This is a genomic window from Chromobacterium sp. S0633 (assembly GCF_024158805.1).
Lineage (GTDB): Bacteria > Pseudomonadota > Gammaproteobacteria > Burkholderiales > Chromobacteriaceae > Chromobacterium.
The window spans coordinates 30,392-47,491 of sequence record NZ_JAMZGH010000049.1; the positions used below are offsets into that span (position 1 = coordinate 30,392).

The 17,100-nt window shown below is 65.9% G+C and carries 13 protein-coding genes and 1 riboswitch; of the genes, 2 read left to right on the plus strand and 11 right to left on the minus strand.

Annotated elements, in window-relative coordinates; all coding sequences use genetic code 11:
- Window positions 1-172: 172 nt before the first annotated feature.
- On the plus strand, window positions 173-1,171 hold the full coding sequence (gene astE / locus NK214_RS21530; RefSeq protein WP_253315472.1) for a succinylglutamate desuccinylase: 999 nt from the start codon (window positions 173-175) through the stop codon (window positions 1,169-1,171).
- Window positions 1,172-1,289: 118 nt separating this feature from the next.
- On the opposite strand, the gene bla is transcribed toward astE, so the two are convergent.
- Window positions 1,290-2,177: a class A beta-lactamase gene (gene bla / locus NK214_RS21535; RefSeq protein ID WP_253315473.1), complete on the minus strand. Its 888-nt coding sequence runs from the start codon at window positions 2,175-2,177 to the stop codon at window positions 1,290-1,292.
- A gap of 216 nt (window positions 2,178-2,393) precedes the next feature.
- Here bla and NK214_RS21540 point away from each other — a divergent pair, with 216 nt between their 5' ends.
- A complete protein-coding gene (locus tag NK214_RS21540) occupies window positions 2,394-2,717 on the plus strand; it encodes a DUF3761 domain-containing protein (RefSeq protein ID WP_227108053.1) in 324 nt (107 codons plus the stop codon).
- Window positions 2,718-2,916: 199 nt separating this feature from the next.
- Here the strand turns inward: NK214_RS21540 and NK214_RS21545 are convergent, their stop codons facing one another.
- The 10 genes from NK214_RS21545 to NK214_RS21590 form a co-directional block, all read right to left on the minus strand.
- Window positions 2,917-3,897: a sodium:calcium antiporter gene (locus NK214_RS21545; RefSeq protein ID WP_107799351.1), complete on the minus strand. Its 981-nt coding sequence runs from the start codon at window positions 3,895-3,897 to the stop codon at window positions 2,917-2,919.
- A 56-nt stretch (window positions 3,898-3,953) separates the two neighbouring features.
- A riboswitch (yybP-ykoY riboswitch) is annotated at window positions 3,954-4,098 on the minus strand.
- A gap of 110 nt (window positions 4,099-4,208) precedes the next feature.
- On the minus strand, window positions 4,209-6,374 hold the full coding sequence (locus NK214_RS21550; RefSeq protein WP_253315474.1) for a penicillin acylase family protein: 2,166 nt from the start codon (window positions 6,372-6,374) through the stop codon (window positions 4,209-4,211).
- A gap of 402 nt (window positions 6,375-6,776) precedes the next feature.
- Window positions 6,777-7,886 carry an ABC transporter permease gene (locus NK214_RS21555; protein WP_107799353.1) on the minus strand — a complete coding sequence of 370 codons (1,110 nt, stop codon included), beginning with the start codon at window positions 7,884-7,886 and terminating at the stop codon, window positions 6,777-6,779.
- Window positions 7,879-8,826, minus strand: coding sequence for an ABC transporter ATP-binding protein (locus tag NK214_RS21560; protein WP_107799354.1), 948 nt, complete (start codon window positions 8,824-8,826; stop codon window positions 7,879-7,881). Before NK214_RS21560 ends, NK214_RS21555 begins: the two co-directional genes overlap by 8 nt.
- A gap of 94 nt (window positions 8,827-8,920) precedes the next feature.
- Window positions 8,921-9,700, minus strand: a complete 780-nt coding sequence (locus tag NK214_RS21565) for an amidohydrolase (protein WP_253315475.1) — start codon at window positions 9,698-9,700, stop codon at window positions 8,921-8,923.
- Window positions 9,682-10,314: a hypothetical protein gene (locus NK214_RS21570; RefSeq protein WP_107799356.1), complete on the minus strand. Its 633-nt coding sequence runs from the start codon at window positions 10,312-10,314 to the stop codon at window positions 9,682-9,684. The genes NK214_RS21565 and NK214_RS21570 overlap by 19 nt, the downstream gene beginning before the upstream one ends.
- Window positions 10,315-10,525: 211 nt before the next feature.
- Window positions 10,526-11,782, minus strand: coding sequence for a thioester reductase domain-containing protein (locus NK214_RS21575; RefSeq protein ID WP_107799357.1), 1,257 nt, complete (start codon window positions 11,780-11,782; stop codon window positions 10,526-10,528).
- Window positions 11,783-11,938: 156 nt separating this feature from the next.
- A complete protein-coding gene (locus tag NK214_RS21580) occupies window positions 11,939-12,703 on the minus strand; it encodes an SDR family NAD(P)-dependent oxidoreductase (protein WP_227108043.1) in 765 nt (254 codons plus the stop codon).
- Window positions 12,700-15,792, minus strand: a complete 3,093-nt coding sequence (locus NK214_RS21585; RefSeq protein WP_253315476.1) for a PfaD family polyunsaturated fatty acid/polyketide biosynthesis protein — start codon at window positions 15,790-15,792, stop codon at window positions 12,700-12,702. Before NK214_RS21585 ends, NK214_RS21580 begins: the two co-directional genes overlap by 4 nt.
- Entirely contained in the window at window positions 15,793-17,061 is a 1,269-nt protein-coding gene (locus tag NK214_RS21590) for a hypothetical protein (RefSeq protein ID WP_253315477.1), read from the minus strand. It abuts the gene before it with no gap.
- Window positions 17,062-17,100 lie beyond the last annotated feature (39 nt).

Below are 17,100 nucleotides of genomic sequence, written 5' to 3' on the forward strand. Positions count from 1 at the left end.
CTCCGCCGCGCCAAAAAACCACAGCGCGGCCCGGCGCGCCAAGCCGCGCCGAACAAGGCTTTTAGCCCAAATACGGCATGTTTTTTCAAATCTGCGCCACGCGCCGCCACCTGCCGCGCCGGCTCTGGTTACAATGCCCCGGTCATCACTAGCCGCAAGCACGAGCCAGCCCATGCGCGAGCATCACCACGATTTTCTGTCCTGGACCATGAATCCCGCCTCCCCGGCCTCCGCCGAATGGCAGCTCCACTCCGGCGTGCGGGCGCGCTGGCTGGATTACGGCGTCGTCGAGCTGGAACCCCTCTCCGCTGCCGACGATTCCCTGCTGCTGTCCAGCGGCGTGCACGGCAATGAGACCGCGCCTATCGAGGTGCTCAACGCCATCCTGGCCGACATCGCCGGCGGCAGGCTGGCGCTGCGCTGCCGGCTGCTGGTGATCTTCGGCAATCTGGACGCGATGCGGCTGGGCAAGCGTTATCTGGATTACGATATGAACCGGCTGTTCAACGGCGCGCACGCGCGCCAGCCGGAAGCGCGCGAAGCGGCGCGCGCGGCGCGTTTGGAACAGGCAGCGGCGGACTTTTTCGCCTCCGCCCGCGGCCGGCGCTGGCATTACGATCTGCACACCGCGATCCGCGGCTCGGTGTTCGAGAAGTTCGCCATCTACCCCTATCTGCACGAACGCCCGCACAGCCGCGCGCAACTGGCCTGGCTGAAGAGCTGCCAGGTGGAAACCGTGCTGCTGCACAGCCAGCCGGCCAATACCTTCAGCTACTTCACCAGCCGCCACTGCCAGGCGGACGCCTTCACGCTGGAGCTGGGCAAGGCGCGGCCCTTCGGCCAAAACGATCTGTCCCGCTTCGCCGGCATCGACCAGGCGCTGCGCCGGCTGCTGGCGGAGCCGGAGCAAGAACTGCCCGGCTACCGCGACGGCGACCTGCCGCTGTTCCAGGCCAAGTACGACATCGTCAAACACAGCGAAGCCTTCCGCCTGCACCTGGCCGACGACGTGGAAAACTTCACCGCGTTGCCGGACGGCTTCCTGATCGCCGAGGACGGCGAACACCGCTATGTGGCCGTCGGCGGCGATGAGCGCATCCTGTTCCCCAATCCCACGGTCAAGCCCGGACTACGCGCCGGCATCGTGGTGGCGCCGGCGCGGCTGCCTTAAACGCGATTCAAGGTTCCGCGCGGACGCCCAGCGCTCAAGGGGGCCGCGCGCGACAACGCCGCGGCCATGGCCGCGGCGTCGTTCATTCCGGCAGGACCTGCCCGCCCCGCGCGGCGTTTCAAGCGAACTCGGCGGCCGCCACCCTCGCCACCGCGGCGATCACCGCGTTGCGCTCGTCCATCATCGCCGTCGAGCCCCAGTAATAGACCGACAGCAACAACGGCGACTTGCCCGGCCGCCAGGCCACGGCCACATTGTTGGCGGCGCCGTGGCCGCCGCTGCCGGTCTTGTCCCCCACCCGCCACTCCGCCGGCAAGCCGGCGCGGATGCGCAGATTGCCGGTGGTGTTGCCCAGCAGCCAGTCGTTCAGCAAACCGCGCTGCCGCTCCGGCAATAGCGGGGAAAACAGCAGCGCGCGCAGATTGGCCGTCATCGCCGCCGGCGTGGTGGTGTCGCGCGGATCGTCCGGCTCGGCGCGGTTCAGTTCCGGCTCGACGCGGTCAAGCCGGCTCAGGCCGTCGCCCAACGAACGGGCGAAGCGGGTCACCTCCTGCGGCCCGCCCAACTGCTCCAGCAGCAGATTGGCGGCGGTGTTGTCGCCGAAGCGCATCGCCGCGTCGCACAAGTCTTTCACCGACATGCCCTGCTCCACGTATTGTTCGGAGATGGGCGAATAGTCGATCAATTGCTCGCGCCGGTAGCCGACATGGCGGTAGAGCAGATCCGGCTGCGTCGCGCTGCGTTGCAATAAGGCGCCCACCAGCAGCAGCGTGAACGTGCTGCACATCGGGAAGCGCTCATCCGCCCGGTAAGCCAGCGTCCGCCCGCTGTCCGCCTCTTGCGCGAACACGCCGATGCGGCCGCCGGCATTGCGTTCCAGCTCCGCCAATTGACGCGCGGCCGGGGCTTCGCCCGGCACCCGCAACGGCGGGCGCGCGCAACCCCAGATCAACGGCGTGGCGGCCAAGGCCGCCAGCAAGACGCGCCGCTGCGCAAAATCATCCATAGATCAATCCCCAGATTCGGTATGACGGCGCGGCCCGTCGCAACGGCCGGCCATCGCGGTTTAGTTCCCCCGATGCGCATTGCCGCTATCCGCCGCAATGACAATGAACTAAAGTGCGATACATATTCTTTTGCGCCTGAACCCAGAAAATAGATGCGTCAAAACATCACGAACAGGTTCAAGCACTTTTAATGACACATTAAACAATCGAATGACATGAAAAAGCCTGCACAGTTCCGTATCCCCGCTTTGCGGCGCATCGCCGGCCTGCTCGGCCTCAGCCTGGCCCTGCTGGCCGCGCCGCTTGAAGCCAAAACGCCGCACACGCATCGGCACGCCAGCGCGCCGGCGCAAGAGCAGTTGCTGGAACACGGCAGCTACACCAACTCCGACGGCGTGGAGGTGCACAGCCCGGCCCATACCCGCTCCGGCAAAGCGCCGGCCGGCGCCAGCGCGCGCTGCCGCGACGGCAGCTATAGCTTCAGCCAGCACCGGCGCGGCACGTGTTCGCATCATGGCGGCGTGGCGGCCTGGCTCTGAGAACCTGTTTACGATCTGCTGCGCGTCGGCGATACGGCGTTGAAAACATCTTCGAAATGCTCATGTACCACGCGTACATTCCGCTTTCTCAGCCATTTTCGCCTTGTCTCGCCTTAGCTCGCGAGATCGTAAACACGTTCTGAGAACCCGTTCATAGTCTGCGACGCTTCAGCGATACGGCGTTGAACGGGCTCTTGCCTCACACCAGACAGCCGGCAAACAGCAGGTACACCGCGCCCGCGCCCAAGAGCCAGCGGCCGTCCACGCTGCCGCGGCGGAACAACAGCCACAAGCCGGCGATCGCCGCCATCGTGGCCAGGCCGGACCACAGCAGGACGCCGTCGAACATCCACGGGGTGAAGAACAGGCCGAAGGCGCTGGGAATCGTCGCCTGTATCATCATCGCGCCGGAGATATTGGCCAAAGCCAGACGCTCCTTGCCCTGGCGCAGCCAGATCAGCGCGTTCATGATTTCCGGCAATTCCGTGGCCACCGGGCTCAGCAGCAAGGCCACCAGATGCGGCGCCATGCCCCAGTGTCCGGCCAGCGCTTCCAGCTGCGCGACGAAACCGTGCGCCGCCGCCGCGATCACCGCCAAGGCCAGCAGGGCCTGCGTCGCCGCCCAGCCCAGGCCGCCGCCGGCGCGCAGCTTCAAGGCGTCCAGTTCTTCCTCTTCCGGCGCGGTGTCCGCGCTGCGGATCTCGCGCCAGACATAGGCGGCGTAAGCGGCCAGGAACAGCACGCCCAGCCAGGGCTTGATGGCGAAGGCCAGCAGGCCCAGCGCCACCTTGAACGCGAAAATCAGCAAAAACGCCAGTTGGTCGCCGGCCAGCCGGCGGTGATCGACGCGCAGCAGGTAGTCGCCGCGCCCCAGCCGGCTGCGGTTGCGCCACAGCGCGAAGCCCACCACCGCGTACGCCAGCGTAGCCAGCACCAGCGGCCCGCCCAGGGCGGCGCCGACGCCGATGTCCTTATGTTGCGGCGTGCCGCCGAAGGCCATCGCGGTCAAGGTGACGGCGCTTTCCGGCAAGGCGGTGCCGAAAGCGGCGAGCACGGTGCCGACGGCGCTGGCGCCCAGGTTCAGATGGCGTCCGCACCATTCGATGGCGTTGACGAAGTATTGACAGGAAAGATAGATCAGGACGGCGAGGCCGAGCAGAAACGACAGGGTCAACAGCATAGATAGTCTTGGGCCGGGCAAGCGGATGGACAATGGCGCAACGACACGGCTTGCCCGGCGGCAAACGCATCGTGGCCAAAGGTCTCGCTTGGCGGCGCCGGCAATGCCGGCCGCTGACCGCGCCATGAGGAAAGCTCCTCAAGTTTGTTGACGCGGCCTCTTCGGTGGGGCCGAAGATGGCTACTCCCCAATGACAACGGCGCCATTGTGCCAGCCTGGGCGCAATGGCGCAAACCTAGGCGTCCGTCATGCGACGCCCACAGCGGATGAAGGCGAAGGGCCGCGACGTCGCCGCCGCGGCCGCCTCGGCGCTAGCGGCGGAACCACTCGCGCTTGGACAGCGCCGCCTCCACCTGCTCGCGATTGAGCAAGGCGTCGCGCATGGCGTTCCGCGCCGCCAGCTCCATCTGGTCGCCGTAGTAAGGCGATTGCGGCTGGCTGCTGTTGCCGTAGGTGTTGATCACCTTGGCGCGCAGCGGCCGGCCGAACTCCACCAGGGCGGTGAAGGTGTCGCCGAAGATGGCGCGCTGGCGGCCGTCGCTGTCGCCGATATAACTGAAGGTGCGGAAAGCCCCCAAACCCTCGGCGCCGCCGCTGGCCGGCTGGTCCAAGCGCGCCGCGCCGCCGGCGGGGCCGCGCCGCAGCCGGTAGACTTCGCCGAAGGCGATGTCCAGCGGCACGCCGGCCTGTTGCAAGCCCTGGGCCGCCGCGCCCAGCTTGCTGAGCGCGAAGCCGGCGTCGCGCAGGCCGGCGGGCGTGTCGTAGGGCTGCGCCGGATCCGCTTCCCGGCGGTAGCGCAAGGCCTCTTCGCCGCCGGAGGCCGCCACCCAGGCGGCGAACAGCACCGCGCCCTTGCTGGCGGCGTCGCTGCGCCGGTCCCATTGGGCCAGCACTTGCGCCGCGGCGATCAGGCCGGCGTCGCCGGAGGCGCGCGCATAGCCGATCAAATCGTCCAGCACCCGGTCCGCCAGCAGCAGCCGGGTGTCGTGCTTGGCGCTGAGCAGCGTATCCAGGGTGAAGGCCGAAGTCTGTTCGATCAGCTCGATGCCGCGCTGTTCGCGCAGCAGCGGCGACGCCCGCGGCGACAGATAGCCGGCGTAGGCGGCCGGGTCCAGCGCCGGCTTGCTCATATACCAGGGCGCGCTGTTGGAGTTTTGCACCCAGCCGCTGGCCGGGTTGGCCACCTGCGGCAATTCATCCAGCCTCAGCGCCTGGCGCCAGATCAGATCGCTGCGGCTGCCGTCCACCGGCTGCGCCCAGTAGGCGGCGTCGCCGCCGGCTCGGCGCGGGGTCAGGCCGCCGAAGGCCGCCCAGATATTGCGCTGGGCGTCGGCGTAGATGATGTTGTGGTAGGGGTTGCGCAGCCGCGCCACGACGCTGCGGAAGGCCTGGAAGTCAGGCGCCTGCGCCATATCCCACCATTGTTCCAGCACGCCGGGAGTCTGCAACTGATCGACGCCGACGATGCGCAGCGCGTAGCTCTGGCCGTCCTTGTCGAACACCGGGCCCTGCTCGGCGCGGCGCAGCGTCAGCTGCTCGGCTTGCAGGCTGCCGTCCGGCTGACGGATATACAGGGTTTCGCGCTTGGTTTCGAAGTCGCGCGCCACGCCGTCCAGCAGGTATTGCCGGCCGCTGAGCTTGAGTTGGTACAGGTCGCAGCCGTCCTGGGTGTTGACGGTGTGCACCCAGCCCAGCCGCTGGTTGAAGCCGATGCGCATCACCGGCAGGCCCACCAGGGTGGCGCCGTAGATATCGTATTCCGGGCTCTTGAATTGGGCTTCGAACCAGGTGTGGCTGCCGCCCCACAGCAAATGCGGGTTGGCCAGCAGCATGGCGTTGCCGGAACGGCTCTTGGCCGGCCCCAGCGCCCAGCCGTTGGAGCCGCCGATCAGATTGATGGGGGTGGCCACCGCGTCCGGGTAGATCAGCGAGCAATTGGCCGCGCCAGTGGCGGTGGAGCCGCTCAGATAGCCGAAGAAGATGCGCAGGGTGTGGGCCAGCACGTCCTCGCTGCGCACCGGCAGCACCGCGCGCGCCGCCGGGCTCAGACCGCCGCTGGCGGCGGCCTGGTCGTTGACGCCGGCGACGAAGGCGTCCAGATAGGCACGCATGCGCGGGCTTTGTTGTTGCAGCCATTGTTTGGAGCGTTCCGGGAAGCCCATCGCGCGCACTAGGCGGTCCACTTCCGCCATATTGCTGGGGAAGGGCTCGCCGGCCTCGAACACCGCGCCGTAGTATTCCGCGCCGCGGCCGCGGCCCTGGGCGTACAGCCGCAGCAGCAGCTCCGGATGCGCCTGCATCTGGGCGCGGCCGAAGGCGTAGGCCAGGCTGTCGGCGCGCGCGGCGTAGATGTGCGGCACGCCGCTGCGGTCCCACAGCACCTGGCTGCCGCGCGGCTTGCCGTCTTCGTCCAGTTCGCAGGCCGTCAGCAAGGACAGCATGGCGATGCCCAATAGGGCGAGGATCAAGCGTTTCACTACCTTTCCTCCTTTTTGACAACTTAACAATGAGCTGTCGGCCAGCATGCTCAACAGCGATGCTCGGTTCTTCACACTCTTGAAACGACGGAACTGGCCAGCAAGAAAGGAAGCACGTATCCAACGCGCCCAAAGTCCCTTCAAGTCTGCCGCCGGGTGGCAGGCCCGAGGTTTTAGCTAGGCAGAAACTTCGCTTCGCTCGTTTTAAGCGGCTGCCTGTTCGAGCTGCGCGACGTTAGCGCGCTATCACTGAGCGAATCCTTGATTCGCTCAGTGATAGGGGAATTTGGCCGAGTGGTTCCCCTTCCTGCCTTATTCCCTCGCGACGCTACGCTTGCCTCGCTCGGTCAGGGCCGCCCCGGCAATCAAAACCATCATCCGCGCAGCGGATGCCTCATGCCCCTAATACCAGCGGAACACCCGCGCGCCGCTGACGAAGCCGGCAATGCCGATCAGCGTGAGCACCACCGCCGAACGCGCGATTTCCAGCACTCCGGCCCCCTCGACGAAGATCATGCGCATGCCGTCCGCCAGGATGGTCAGCGGCAACACCTCGATCACCGCCACCATCCACTCCGGGAAGTGCTTGTAGCTGAAAAAGATGCCGGAAAAGATCACCAGGAACAGGATGGTCATTTCCAGCAGGCCGTTGGCGGTCTGCGCCTTGGTGGCGCGCGAGGCGGCCAGGATGGCGATGCCGGCGAAGCAGACGTTGCCGGCCAGCAGCAGCACGATGAAGGGCAGCGCCCCGCCCTGGGCGTGCACGTCGAAATAACTGCTGGCGAACAAATACAGCACCAGGGTTTCCAGCAGGCTGAACACCAGGCAGGCCAGCACATGGGCCAGCAGGAAGTCGGTTTTGCGCATCGGGGTGATGCGCATCTGCCGGGTAACGCGGGTGGCGCGTTTTTCGATCAGCGACCAGCCGACCGCGATCAGGCAGGTTTCCATCACCGCCATCGCCACCAGGCCGGGCACCAGGAAGTCGATGTAGCGCAGGCCGGGGCTGTCCAGCACCGACATATTCTTGTCCACCGCCTGGCTCAGCGCGTCCGGGTCGTCGCCAAGGAAGAAGTAAGTCAGCAGCGCCTCGTTGTTCTGCGGGTCCAGGTAGTAGATGCGCTTGCCGCTGTCGGCGCTGGGCTCCATGAACACCTGCACATCGCCGCGCTTGAGGCCGCGCAACACCGATTCGCGGTCCGGGTAGTACTGGAAGCGGTATTTCATCCGTATCAGGTGGTCGCGCTTGATCTCGTCCGCGTTGATGACGCTGGACAGCGGCTGGTTGCGGGCCTCCACCTTGCTGATCCAGGCCTTGACCGCGGCCTGCTCCTGCAAGCTGGGCGGCAGCACCACGCCTATGGTGCGCTCCTTGATTTCGCCGCCGGAGAAGGACACGCCCAGCAGCCACACCAGCAGCAGCGGGAAGCCGAAGGACCAGAACAGGATTTGCGGTTCGCGCAGGTATTGGCGGAATTGAGTGACGATCAGATTGAGCAAGGCGTTATTCATGGAAACCTCGGCCGGCCAGTGACAGGAATAAATCGTCCAGCGTTTTTTTGCGCACGATGATTTCGTCGATGTCGATTTGTTGTTCGCGGATGAACTCGGACAGACGGAACAGGAAGGCCGAGCCGTTGCGTACCAGCAGCCTCGCCTTGGCGGACGCCTGGTCGTAGCTGTAGCTGATGATGTTGTCCTTGTGCTTGGGCTCGGCGCCGCCGGCGCCGCTCTTGACCCGGTATTCGACCACTTCGCCCGGCTCGTGCGCGGCCAGCAGTTCGTCCAGCGTGCCCTGGGTCAGGATGCGGCCCTGGTGCATGATGCAGATGCGGTCGCACAGGTATTCGGCTTCTTCCATGTAGTGGGTGGTCAGCAACATGGTGGAGCCCAGCTCCTTGTTGAGCTTGCGCAGGATGTCCCAGGTGCCGCGCCGCACCTGCGGGTCCAGGCCGGTGGTGGGCTCGTCCAGGATCAGGATTTCCGGCTGGTTGAGGATGGAGATGGCCAGGGCCAGCCGCTGGCGCTGACCGCCGGACAGCCCTTCCACCATCACCTTGCGCTTGGGGGTCAGTTCCACCAGCTCCAATACCTCGTCGGCGCGGCTGCGCGGCCGGCGGTAGAAACTGGCGAACAGGTTGACGGTTTCGTCCACCCGCAGCTTGTTGATGAACAGCGATTCCTGCAGCACCCCGGCCAGCCGGTGGCGCAGATAGCTTTCGTCCTTCTGCCAGCTGCGCCCCAGGATGCGGATGGAGCCGGCCTCCGGCTGTTTCAGTCCCTCCAGCATTTCCACCAGCGTGGTCTTGCCGGCGCCGTTGGGCCCCAGCAGGGCGACGAATTCGCCGCGATAGATGTCCAGCGACACGTCGTTGACCGCGGTGTAGTCGTTGAAGCGCTTGGTCACCGACTGGAATTCGATGACTTTTTCTCTTGTTGTGGCTTGGTGCATTTCACTTTCCATAGAAGCCGAAGGAGAACCGAAGCAGCGGAAAACCCCGCGCAGCCGCAAGGCTTATCCGCCTCTTTTCATTGCCGCCGCGCGGTCAAACGAGTTGATAACGGTCCGCATCCTTCAGGAAAGGGAACTGGGCGCGCACATCGTCCAGCTGCGCGCGCGACAGCCTGGCCTGATACACGCTTTCCAGTTGGCGGCCGTGATAGAGGGTGTCGCCCAGCGGATCGATCAGCATGGAGTCGCCGCTGTAGCGGATGTCGTTGCCGTCCATGCCCACCCGGTTGACGCCGATGACGAAGGCCTGGTTTTCGATCGCCCGCGCAGGCAGCAGCGTCTGCCAGTGCTTGGAACGGCGCTCCGGCCAGCTGGCGATGTAGAGCGCCAAGTCGTACTGGCTCTTGTTGTTGCGCGACCAGACCGGGAAGCGCAGGTCGTAGCAGACGAAGGCGGCCACCGACCAGCCGTCCACCTTGACGATCAGCGGCGCGTCGCCGGCGGTGTAGTGCTCGTGCTCGCCGGCGAAGCTGAACAGATGCTTCTTGTCGTAGCTGAACAGGCTGCCGTCGGCCTTGGCCCACAGCAGGCGGTTGTAGTAGCGGCCCTGCTCTTCTATGGCCACGCTGCCCACCAGGTCGGCGCGCTTGGCGCGCGCGGTGTCGCGCAGCCATTGCACCGCCTTGCCGTCCATGGTTTCGGCGATCTTCTCCGGCCGCATGCTGAAGCCGGTGGTGAACATTTCCGGCAGCACGATCAACCGGCTGTCGTTCACCGCGCTCAGGTGGCGCTCCATCCGCTGCAGGTTCTGGTCCACCGATTCCCAGGCGATGTCGCTTTGCACCAGGGTGACGGCTAAGTCTTGATTTGGCATGGTTTGCTTTCCCAATGGGTCAATATCACTTCGTTGTGGTCGCCGCGCTCGCGGCTGCTCTGGCGCACCAGCACTTCGCCGCCGTCGTCGGACAGATACCAGCCGGTGCCGCTGATCTTGCGCCGCTTTGATTGATAGGCCACCACCCTCGCCTGCCGCGGCTGGCCCAGCAGGTCCAGGGTTTCGTCCGGCAGCCGCTGGTAGCGGACCTCGTCGATATCGAAGTGCTCCAGATCCAGCACCCGCAAGGTGGCCTCGGCCTGGCCGCCGACGAGAAAGCGCTCGGCGGCGTCTTCGCTGCTGGCGTCGAAATCCCCCAGCTTGAAGCGGCGCACCTCCAGCTGGCCGTCGTGCAGGCGCAGGGTCAGCACGCCCTGACGCAGCCGGCCCTTGATCACGGTCTTGTCGCCGTCCTCGTCGGAGACGCCGGCGTAGCGGCACAGGCCGTCCGCGCCGAAATCCATGCTCTCGTCCGATTGCAGCGAGTAGTCGAACCACAGCCCGCTGCAGCGCAGGTCCATCCGGTTGCTGACCTGCAGCACCGGCATGTCGTCCAGCCAGCCGCGGCGGCGTTCGGTCCGCAGCCGGCCTATTGGTTCGCCGTTGCTCAGCACCTGATAGTCCAGCAGCAGTTCCGCGACCGGTGGGGACCTCGAAAAACCTGCTGCGCCGTCCGATAGCTGCGTTGCTCCGTGCTCGCTCCCTCGCTGTACCCCTTGTACTATCTCGGTCGCTGCGCGCGGTGCGTCTTGCTCTCGAACCGCTCGCGACGGTTTTTCGAGCGCCCCCGGCGCTTCGATCAGCGCTTCCTCGTCGGCCAGCATCTCAGCGCACCGCCGCCGCGTCGCTCAGGTCGGCGTCGTACAAGCTCTCCATATAGCCGCCGGCCATGCTGGTGTGACGCTTGATTTCCGCCAGCGGGGTCTGCTCCGCCGGCGCGTTCAGGAAGCCCACCTTGCAGGCGTAGTCCAGATAGCGGCCGAACAAGGCCTGGTCCGAGTCCGGGCAGCGGATGTCGGTGTTGGCCAGCAGCTCCTGGATCTCGCTGGTGTCGTACTTGGCGTGCTCCTTGCAATCGCTGCCATCGTAGAAGATGGCCATCAGATCGGTGAAGGTGGAGCGGTAGCCGGTGCCGCCGCGGTGCATGCGGCCTTCCTGCAGCGCTTCGAAGTAGTCCTTGGACGATACGTCGCGCAGGGTGTAGCCGTAGCCGCGCAGGCGGGCGACGATGCCGTCGTAGTTGATCGGACGCGGATTGGTCAGGTTGTAGGTGCGACGATTGCTGGACTGCAGATTCATCGCCGCGAACAGCGTGGCCTGGGCCACGTAGTCCACCGGGGAGATGTCGAAGGCTTCGTCCGAGGCGAAGGTCAGGCCGGTTTCCACCAGCGATTTGAGCATTTCGTAGTAGATGCCCTTGACCTTGGTCTGCTTCAGCGGGTAGCAGCCGGTCCGGCTGTCGCCCCAGATATTGCCCGGACGCACGATGACCCAATCCAGGCCGCGCTCGCCGGCCTCGTGCACCATGCGCTCGGCGGTGAATTTGGAGCGTTCGTAGTCCATGTTGACGAAGCCCTGGCCCACGTCCAGATCGGTTTCGCGCAGCACGAAGTCCGGCTGGTACAGCTTGTCGCCCACCATGCTGAAGCTGGAGGTGAACACCAGCGGGGCCTTGCCGGCCAGGCACAGTTCGATCAGGTTGGCGGTGCCGCCCACGTTGACCGGGGCGATCTTGTTGTAGGAGGCCACCAGGCTGACGTTGGCGGCGCAATGCAGCACCAGGTCCGCCAGATGAGCCAGGTCGCGGTAGGCGCTGGCGTCCAGGCCCAGCATGGGCTGGCTGATGTCGCCCAGCACCGGGATGATGCGCCAGGCTTCGGTGGCCAGTTTGCGGCCCTCGTCGTAGCAATACAGCACGTCTTCGATGCGGGCGCGCGCGGCGTCCTTGTTCTCGGCCCGCACCACGCAATACACGTTGGCGTCGGTGGTGGCCAGTATTTCCTGCAGCAAACGGCCGCCCAGCACGCCGGTGGGGCCGGTCAGCACGATGTTCTTGACGCTGGTCTTGGCTCGGTAATCCATGACTTCACCTCTGAATTTGGTTTGGTTCCAGTCGGGGGCCGGCGCGGCCGGCCCCCTGTCACGCTATGCGGCAGAACCTGATCCAAGTCTCGCGAGCTAGAGCGAAACCGGTTTCAACGCCGTATCGCCGAAGCGCAGCAGGCCTTGGACAGATTCTTACAAGGTGCCTACCCGCATGCCTCCATCCAGCGGAATGACGGTGGCGTTCAGATAGTTGGTCTTGCAGGTGGCCAGGAAGGTGACCACCTCGGCGATGTCCTCCGGCAGCCCCCAGCGCCCCACCGGCACGATGGACTTGACGATGGCATCGTCGGACTGCTCCACCATCTGACGGTCGACGAACTGGCCCAGCATCTTGGTCTTGCAGATGCCCGGCGCAATCGCGGTGACGCTGATGTTCAGCGGCCCCAGCTCCCGCGCCCAGGACTCCGACGCCTTGATCAGGCCGGCCTTGGACGCCGCGTACGCCGACCCGCCGGCCGCGCCCCAGATGCCGGCCACGGAGGCGATGTTGATGATGCGGCCGTACTTCAGCCGCGCCATGTGGCGGGAGAACACCGCGGTGGCGTTGAAGGCGCCGTTGAGGTTGACGTCGAACACCCGTCTCGCCAGTTCCCCGCTTTTTTCCGCCATGCAGTAGCCGCGGCCGATAACGCCGGCGTTGTTGACCAGCACCGTGATGTTGGCGCCCATGCGCTCGACAATGGCGGCGCTGGCGGCGTCCACGCTGTCGGGGTCGGTCACGTCCATCACGAAGCCGCGCAGGCTGTCCGGGCAATCCAGCTCCCGGCCCAGCTGCTCCAGCGCGGCGGCGTCCACATCGGTGGCCGCCACCGCGTAGCCCACTTCCAGCAGCGACTTGACGATGGCGCTGCCGAAGCCGCCGGCCGCGCCGGTGACGACGGCGACTTGCCGGGTCACGCCACCTCTCCTTCCTTGAAGGCGATGTCGATCACTTTGCGGGCGTTGGCCATGGCGTCGAAGATGCGTTCTTCGAAGAAGCGCACGTCGTCCTGGTTCATCAGCAGGTTGGAGTAGATCCGCGACAGCGGCGAGAACTGGATGCCGTAGCGCTTGGAGATCTCGCGGATGATGATGTCGCAGAACTTGACCTTGTCGCTGTAGCCCTCGGAGCGGTCCACCATGGTGTCCTGCGAGTGGTAGACCAGCGCGGTGGGCATGCCCTGCACCACCAGCGGCAGATCGTTGGCGTGAGCGGCCTTGATGAAGGTGTCGGAGATCTGCTCGGTGAAGCGGCCCATGCGCTCGTAGCAGCCCGGGTCCTGTTCGATCAGCTCGAAGGTGCTCTTGATCGCGGCCAGGCCCAGCGGGTAGCCGTTGAAGGTGCCGGCGTGGATCACCTTGCCGCGGGTGTAGAGGTCCATGATGTCGCGACGGCCGGCGATGGCGGAGATCGGCATCGAGCCGCCGCCCAGCGCCTTGCCGAAGGTGGACAGGTGCGGGGTGACGCCGAGGATGCCCTGGGCGCCGGACAGGCCCAGACGCACGCCGGTGATGATCTCGTCGAAGATCAGCACGATGTTGTACTTCTCGCAGATTTCCTTGGCGCGTTCCAGATAGCCTTCGCGCGGGAAGATGCCGCCGCCGTTGACGCAGATCGGCTCCATCAGCACCGCGGCGATTTCATTGTGGTAGCGCTCGATGGTGGCTTCCAGCACCTGGATGTCGTTCCACGGCAGCATGAAGGACTGGTCTTCCAGCGCGCCGTCGGCGCGGCCCAGGGTGTCCAGCAGGTCGCCCTTGAAGGTTTCCGGCACCGGGAAGCTCAGGTCCTGGCGCTTGCGGCCGCCCATGATGTTGTCGGCGTTGCCGTGGTAGTGGCCGTGGAAGCGGATGAAGCGCTGCTTGCCGGTGAAGCCGCGCGCCAGGCGCAGCGCGTTCTGCACCGCCTCGGTGCCGCTCAGGCAGAAGCGGATCATCTCGGCGCAAGGGATGTGCTTGACCATCAGTTCGCAGACTTCGACTTCCAGGTCGCAAGTGTCCACCGAGGTCACTTTCTGCATGTAGCGGATCAGCGCTTCGTTGTAAGCCTCGTTGTGGTGGCCGACGAAGAGCGCGCCGAATTTGCAGAACAGGTCCAGATGTTCATTGCCGTCCAGATCCCAGACCCGGGAGTTGCGGCCGCGATTGAACGGCACCACCAGCGGCCGTTCCGGGTCGCCGAAGTTGTAATGGGTGCCGCCCGGCAGCAGCTCCCAGCATTGCTTGTAAAAATCCTTGGACTTGATCAGCGACAGCTTGGTATTGCCTTCCATATTCCTGCTCTCCTCTTGCTTGCCCTGTGATGCTACGGTTGGTGCTACGGTTGATGACGGGATGTCATTCAATTCGGGTTCGGGTCCGATGTCGTCTTCGTCCAGCGCCGTCATGCGGGCGCTGAGCGGGCGGTAACGCTCCAGCCGCTGCGGCGTCAGGACGCCCAGCTGGCGTAAGGCCGCCACGCGGCTCAGGTAGGCGGCGCCGGCCATCAGCTCCACCGCGATGTCGGCCACCTTGCGCTTGGCCACCGGCGCCAGCTCGCTGCCTTGCAGCCACTCGTTGGCCGCGCCCATCGCCGCGCCGCACCAGATCTGGTAATCGACCGCGCGCTCGGCCGCGCCGGAGATCGCCCAGCGCGAGGACTGGCCCAGATACCACTGGAACAGCAGCGCCATCTTTTTCTTGGGGTTGGCGTTGGCGGCGTCTATCAGCGCCTGGTTGCCGCGGCCGGCGAAGAAGGCCTCGGTGTCGGCCCATACCTGGGCCAGCGGCTGACGGAACACCTGCTGTTCCAGGCTGGCCACTTCGGCGGCCGGGATCTGCTCCAGGCCGGGGTACTGCTTGTACAGGCCGTGCAGCTTCTGCGCGCGCACCGCGTACATGCTGCCGCCCTTGAGCACCTGCACCTTGGCGCCCAGTTCGAACATATCGGCGGACGGCGCCATCGCCATGTCCGCGATCTTGGCCTTGCCCAGCAATTGCTTGACCGGGTCCGAGGTGCCGGCTTCGACGCAGGCCTGGTTGATGGAGCCGGTGACCACGTAGGCGGCGCCCAGCGAGAACGCCGCCAGCGTGGCGTGCGGGCTGCCGATGCCGCCGGCGGCGCCGACGCGCACGGTGAAGGGATAGCCCTGGCCGGCGCAGATTTCGTCGCGCAGCTCCGCGATGGAGCGGAAAACGCAGCTGAGCAGGCCGTTGTCGGTGTGGCCGCCGGAATCCGCTTCCACGGTGATGTCGTCGGCCATCGGCACTTTCTTGGCCAGCTCCGCCTGGCGCTCGCTGATCAGGCCGTCGGCCAGCAGCTTGCGCACGATCTTCTCCGGCGCCGGGCTGAGGAAATGCTGTGCCACTTCGCGGCGCGACACCTTGGCGATCACGCGGTTGCGGCGGACCACCGCGCCCTTGTCGCCGGCTTCCAGGCCCTTGACCCGGTAGTAGACGATGGCGGCGGACAGATTGACGTAGGCCGAGGCCTCCACCACCTTGACGTCCTGTTCGATGAACAGCTTGACGCAGTTCATCTCCCAGTCCGGCTGGCTGGGGTTGTGCAGCAGGTTGATCGCGTACGGGCCGTTGGGCAGCGCTTGCTTGATGCGGCGGATGGCGCTGCCGATGCGCTCCAGCGTCAGGCCGCCGGCGCCGAAGGCGCTGAGGATGCGGCGCGAACCCAGCGCGATCACCATGTCCTCGGAGTTGATGCCGCCGGCCATGGCGCCCGCGTAATAGGCGAAGCGCACGCCGTAGTCACGCAGGAAGGACGGATCGCCGAAGTATTCCGGCAACATCGCCGGCACCATGCCCAGGCAATCCACCTGGCCGTTGCCGGCCAGGCCGCCGGCCGGTTCCAGCAGCACCGCGTCCTGCTGGCGCAGCACGTGCAGCGGCCGCGCCAGGTCCAGCAACTGGGCCTGGGCCTGTTCCGGCGTCTGCTGGAACTTGCCGGCATGGCCCTGCCATTTGTACACCGGGGCCGCAAAGCGCGGCGCCACGCAAAGCTTGTCTTGGTTCATTCATGCCTCTATCGCTGTCAGCGCCGGCGCCGAAGCGTCCGCCGCTGCCGGCGCTCGGCTGAAGCCGGCGCCTAGGTTGTCGCACATACCGATGACGTTGCCGCGGTAGATGATCTCCGCGAGGAAGACCAGCGCCATCCGCTCCAGCTGGCCGTCGGCCTGGTAGTCGCAGTGGATGGATTTGCAGGTGAGCCGGTAACGCAGGGTGTCGGCCTCGCACTTCACTTCGCCGCGGAACTTGGCGCTGTAGCTGTGCGGGCTGAGCGCGTGCGGCACCATGCCCGGCAGCGAGTACAGCCCCAGGTAGCACAGGTAGAACTTGACCAGTTGTTCGCAGCCTTCCACCAGGAAGGTGCCGGGCATCACCGGGTCGTTCTTGAAGTGGGCGCGGAACACCCAGTGGCTGGGGTCGATGTCGCGTTCGGCCACTGCCTCGCCCAGGCCGAAGGCGCCGCCGGAGGCGGAGATGGACACCACCCGGTCCAGCATCTTGGCCGCCGGCGCGTACAAGCGCGGCGCACGCGACGCGGCGTAGGCGGCGTCGCCGAAGCAGGCGACGAAATCGCCGCGCTGCAGGGCCTCGATATGGCTGTTGTCGAAGGACGCGCGCCCGCAGCGCAGCGGCGGCTGGAACGGCTCGGCCGGCTGGCCGGCCTTCAGATAGGGCGCGGTGTTGACCCCCTTGGATTTTTCGATGTCCTTGGGCAGGAAGAAGCCGGAATTGGCCTCCAGCTTGAAGCTCAGCCTATCGCCGACGTAGCACAGATACTCGTAGGCGATCAGCACGTTCTTGCCCACCTTGAGGAAGGACTTGATGTTGACCCGTCCGCGCAGCACTTCGCCGGCCTTGGGCAAGGGACCGTAGACCGTGGTCTGGCTGTCCACCGCCCGGTAGCGCAGCTGGCCCTTGAACAGCTGGTCGCAGCCGATATAGGTGAAGGCGACGATCATCGCGTGCGAGGCTTCCAGCGACACGAAGGCCGGCACCAGGCCGTCGGACACGTACCAGGCGTCGGGGTGCAGATCGTATTCCCACTCGATGAAGCACGGCTCCAGCTTGCCCGGCTGCGCCGACAGCGCGGTGATGCGCGAGGCGAACATATACGGCGGCGACGGCATGCGGGTGCGGATCGGGTAGCTGTCGGCCTCGGCGTAATCCGGGCCCAAGACCTTGGCGATGGAGCCGTCGGTCAGCTCCACCAGCTGCGCTTCGTCGAACAGCGGACGCGGGCGCGGTGGCCAACGCCTCGCTGCAATTGAACAGCGCATCGCAGGGCCTGTCCGACAGCGCCTGCCGCACTTCTTCCG

Coding starts and splice junctions, on each gene's coding strand:
- astE (WP_253315472.1), top strand. CDS start 173: ATGCGCGAGCATCACCACGATTTTCTGTCCTGGACCATGAATCCCGCC.
- bla (WP_253315473.1), bottom strand. CDS start 2,177: ATGGATGATTTTGCGCAGCGGCGCGTCTTGCTGGCGGCCTTGGCCGCC.
- NK214_RS21540 (WP_227108053.1), top strand. CDS start 2,394: ATGAAAAAGCCTGCACAGTTCCGTATCCCCGCTTTGCGGCGCATCGCC.
- NK214_RS21545 (WP_107799351.1), bottom strand. CDS start 3,897: ATGCTGTTGACCCTGTCGTTTCTGCTCGGCCTCGCCGTCCTGATCTAT.
- NK214_RS21555 (WP_107799353.1), bottom strand. CDS start 7,886: ATGAATAACGCCTTGCTCAATCTGATCGTCACTCAATTCCGCCAATAC.
- NK214_RS21560 (WP_107799354.1), bottom strand. CDS start 8,826: ATGCACCAAGCCACAACAAGAGAAAAAGTCATCGAATTCCAGTCGGTG.
- NK214_RS21565 (WP_253315475.1), bottom strand. CDS start 9,700: ATGCCAAATCAAGACTTAGCCGTCACCCTGGTGCAAAGCGACATCGCC.
- NK214_RS21575 (WP_107799357.1), bottom strand. CDS start 11,782: ATGGATTACCGAGCCAAGACCAGCGTCAAGAACATCGTGCTGACCGGC.
- NK214_RS21585 (WP_253315476.1), bottom strand. CDS start 15,792: ATGAACCAAGACAAGCTTTGCGTGGCGCCGCGCTTTGCGGCCCCGGTG.
- NK214_RS21590 (WP_253315477.1), bottom strand. CDS start 17,061: ATGCGCTGTTCAATTGCAGCGAGGCGTTGGCCACCGCGCCCGCGTCCG.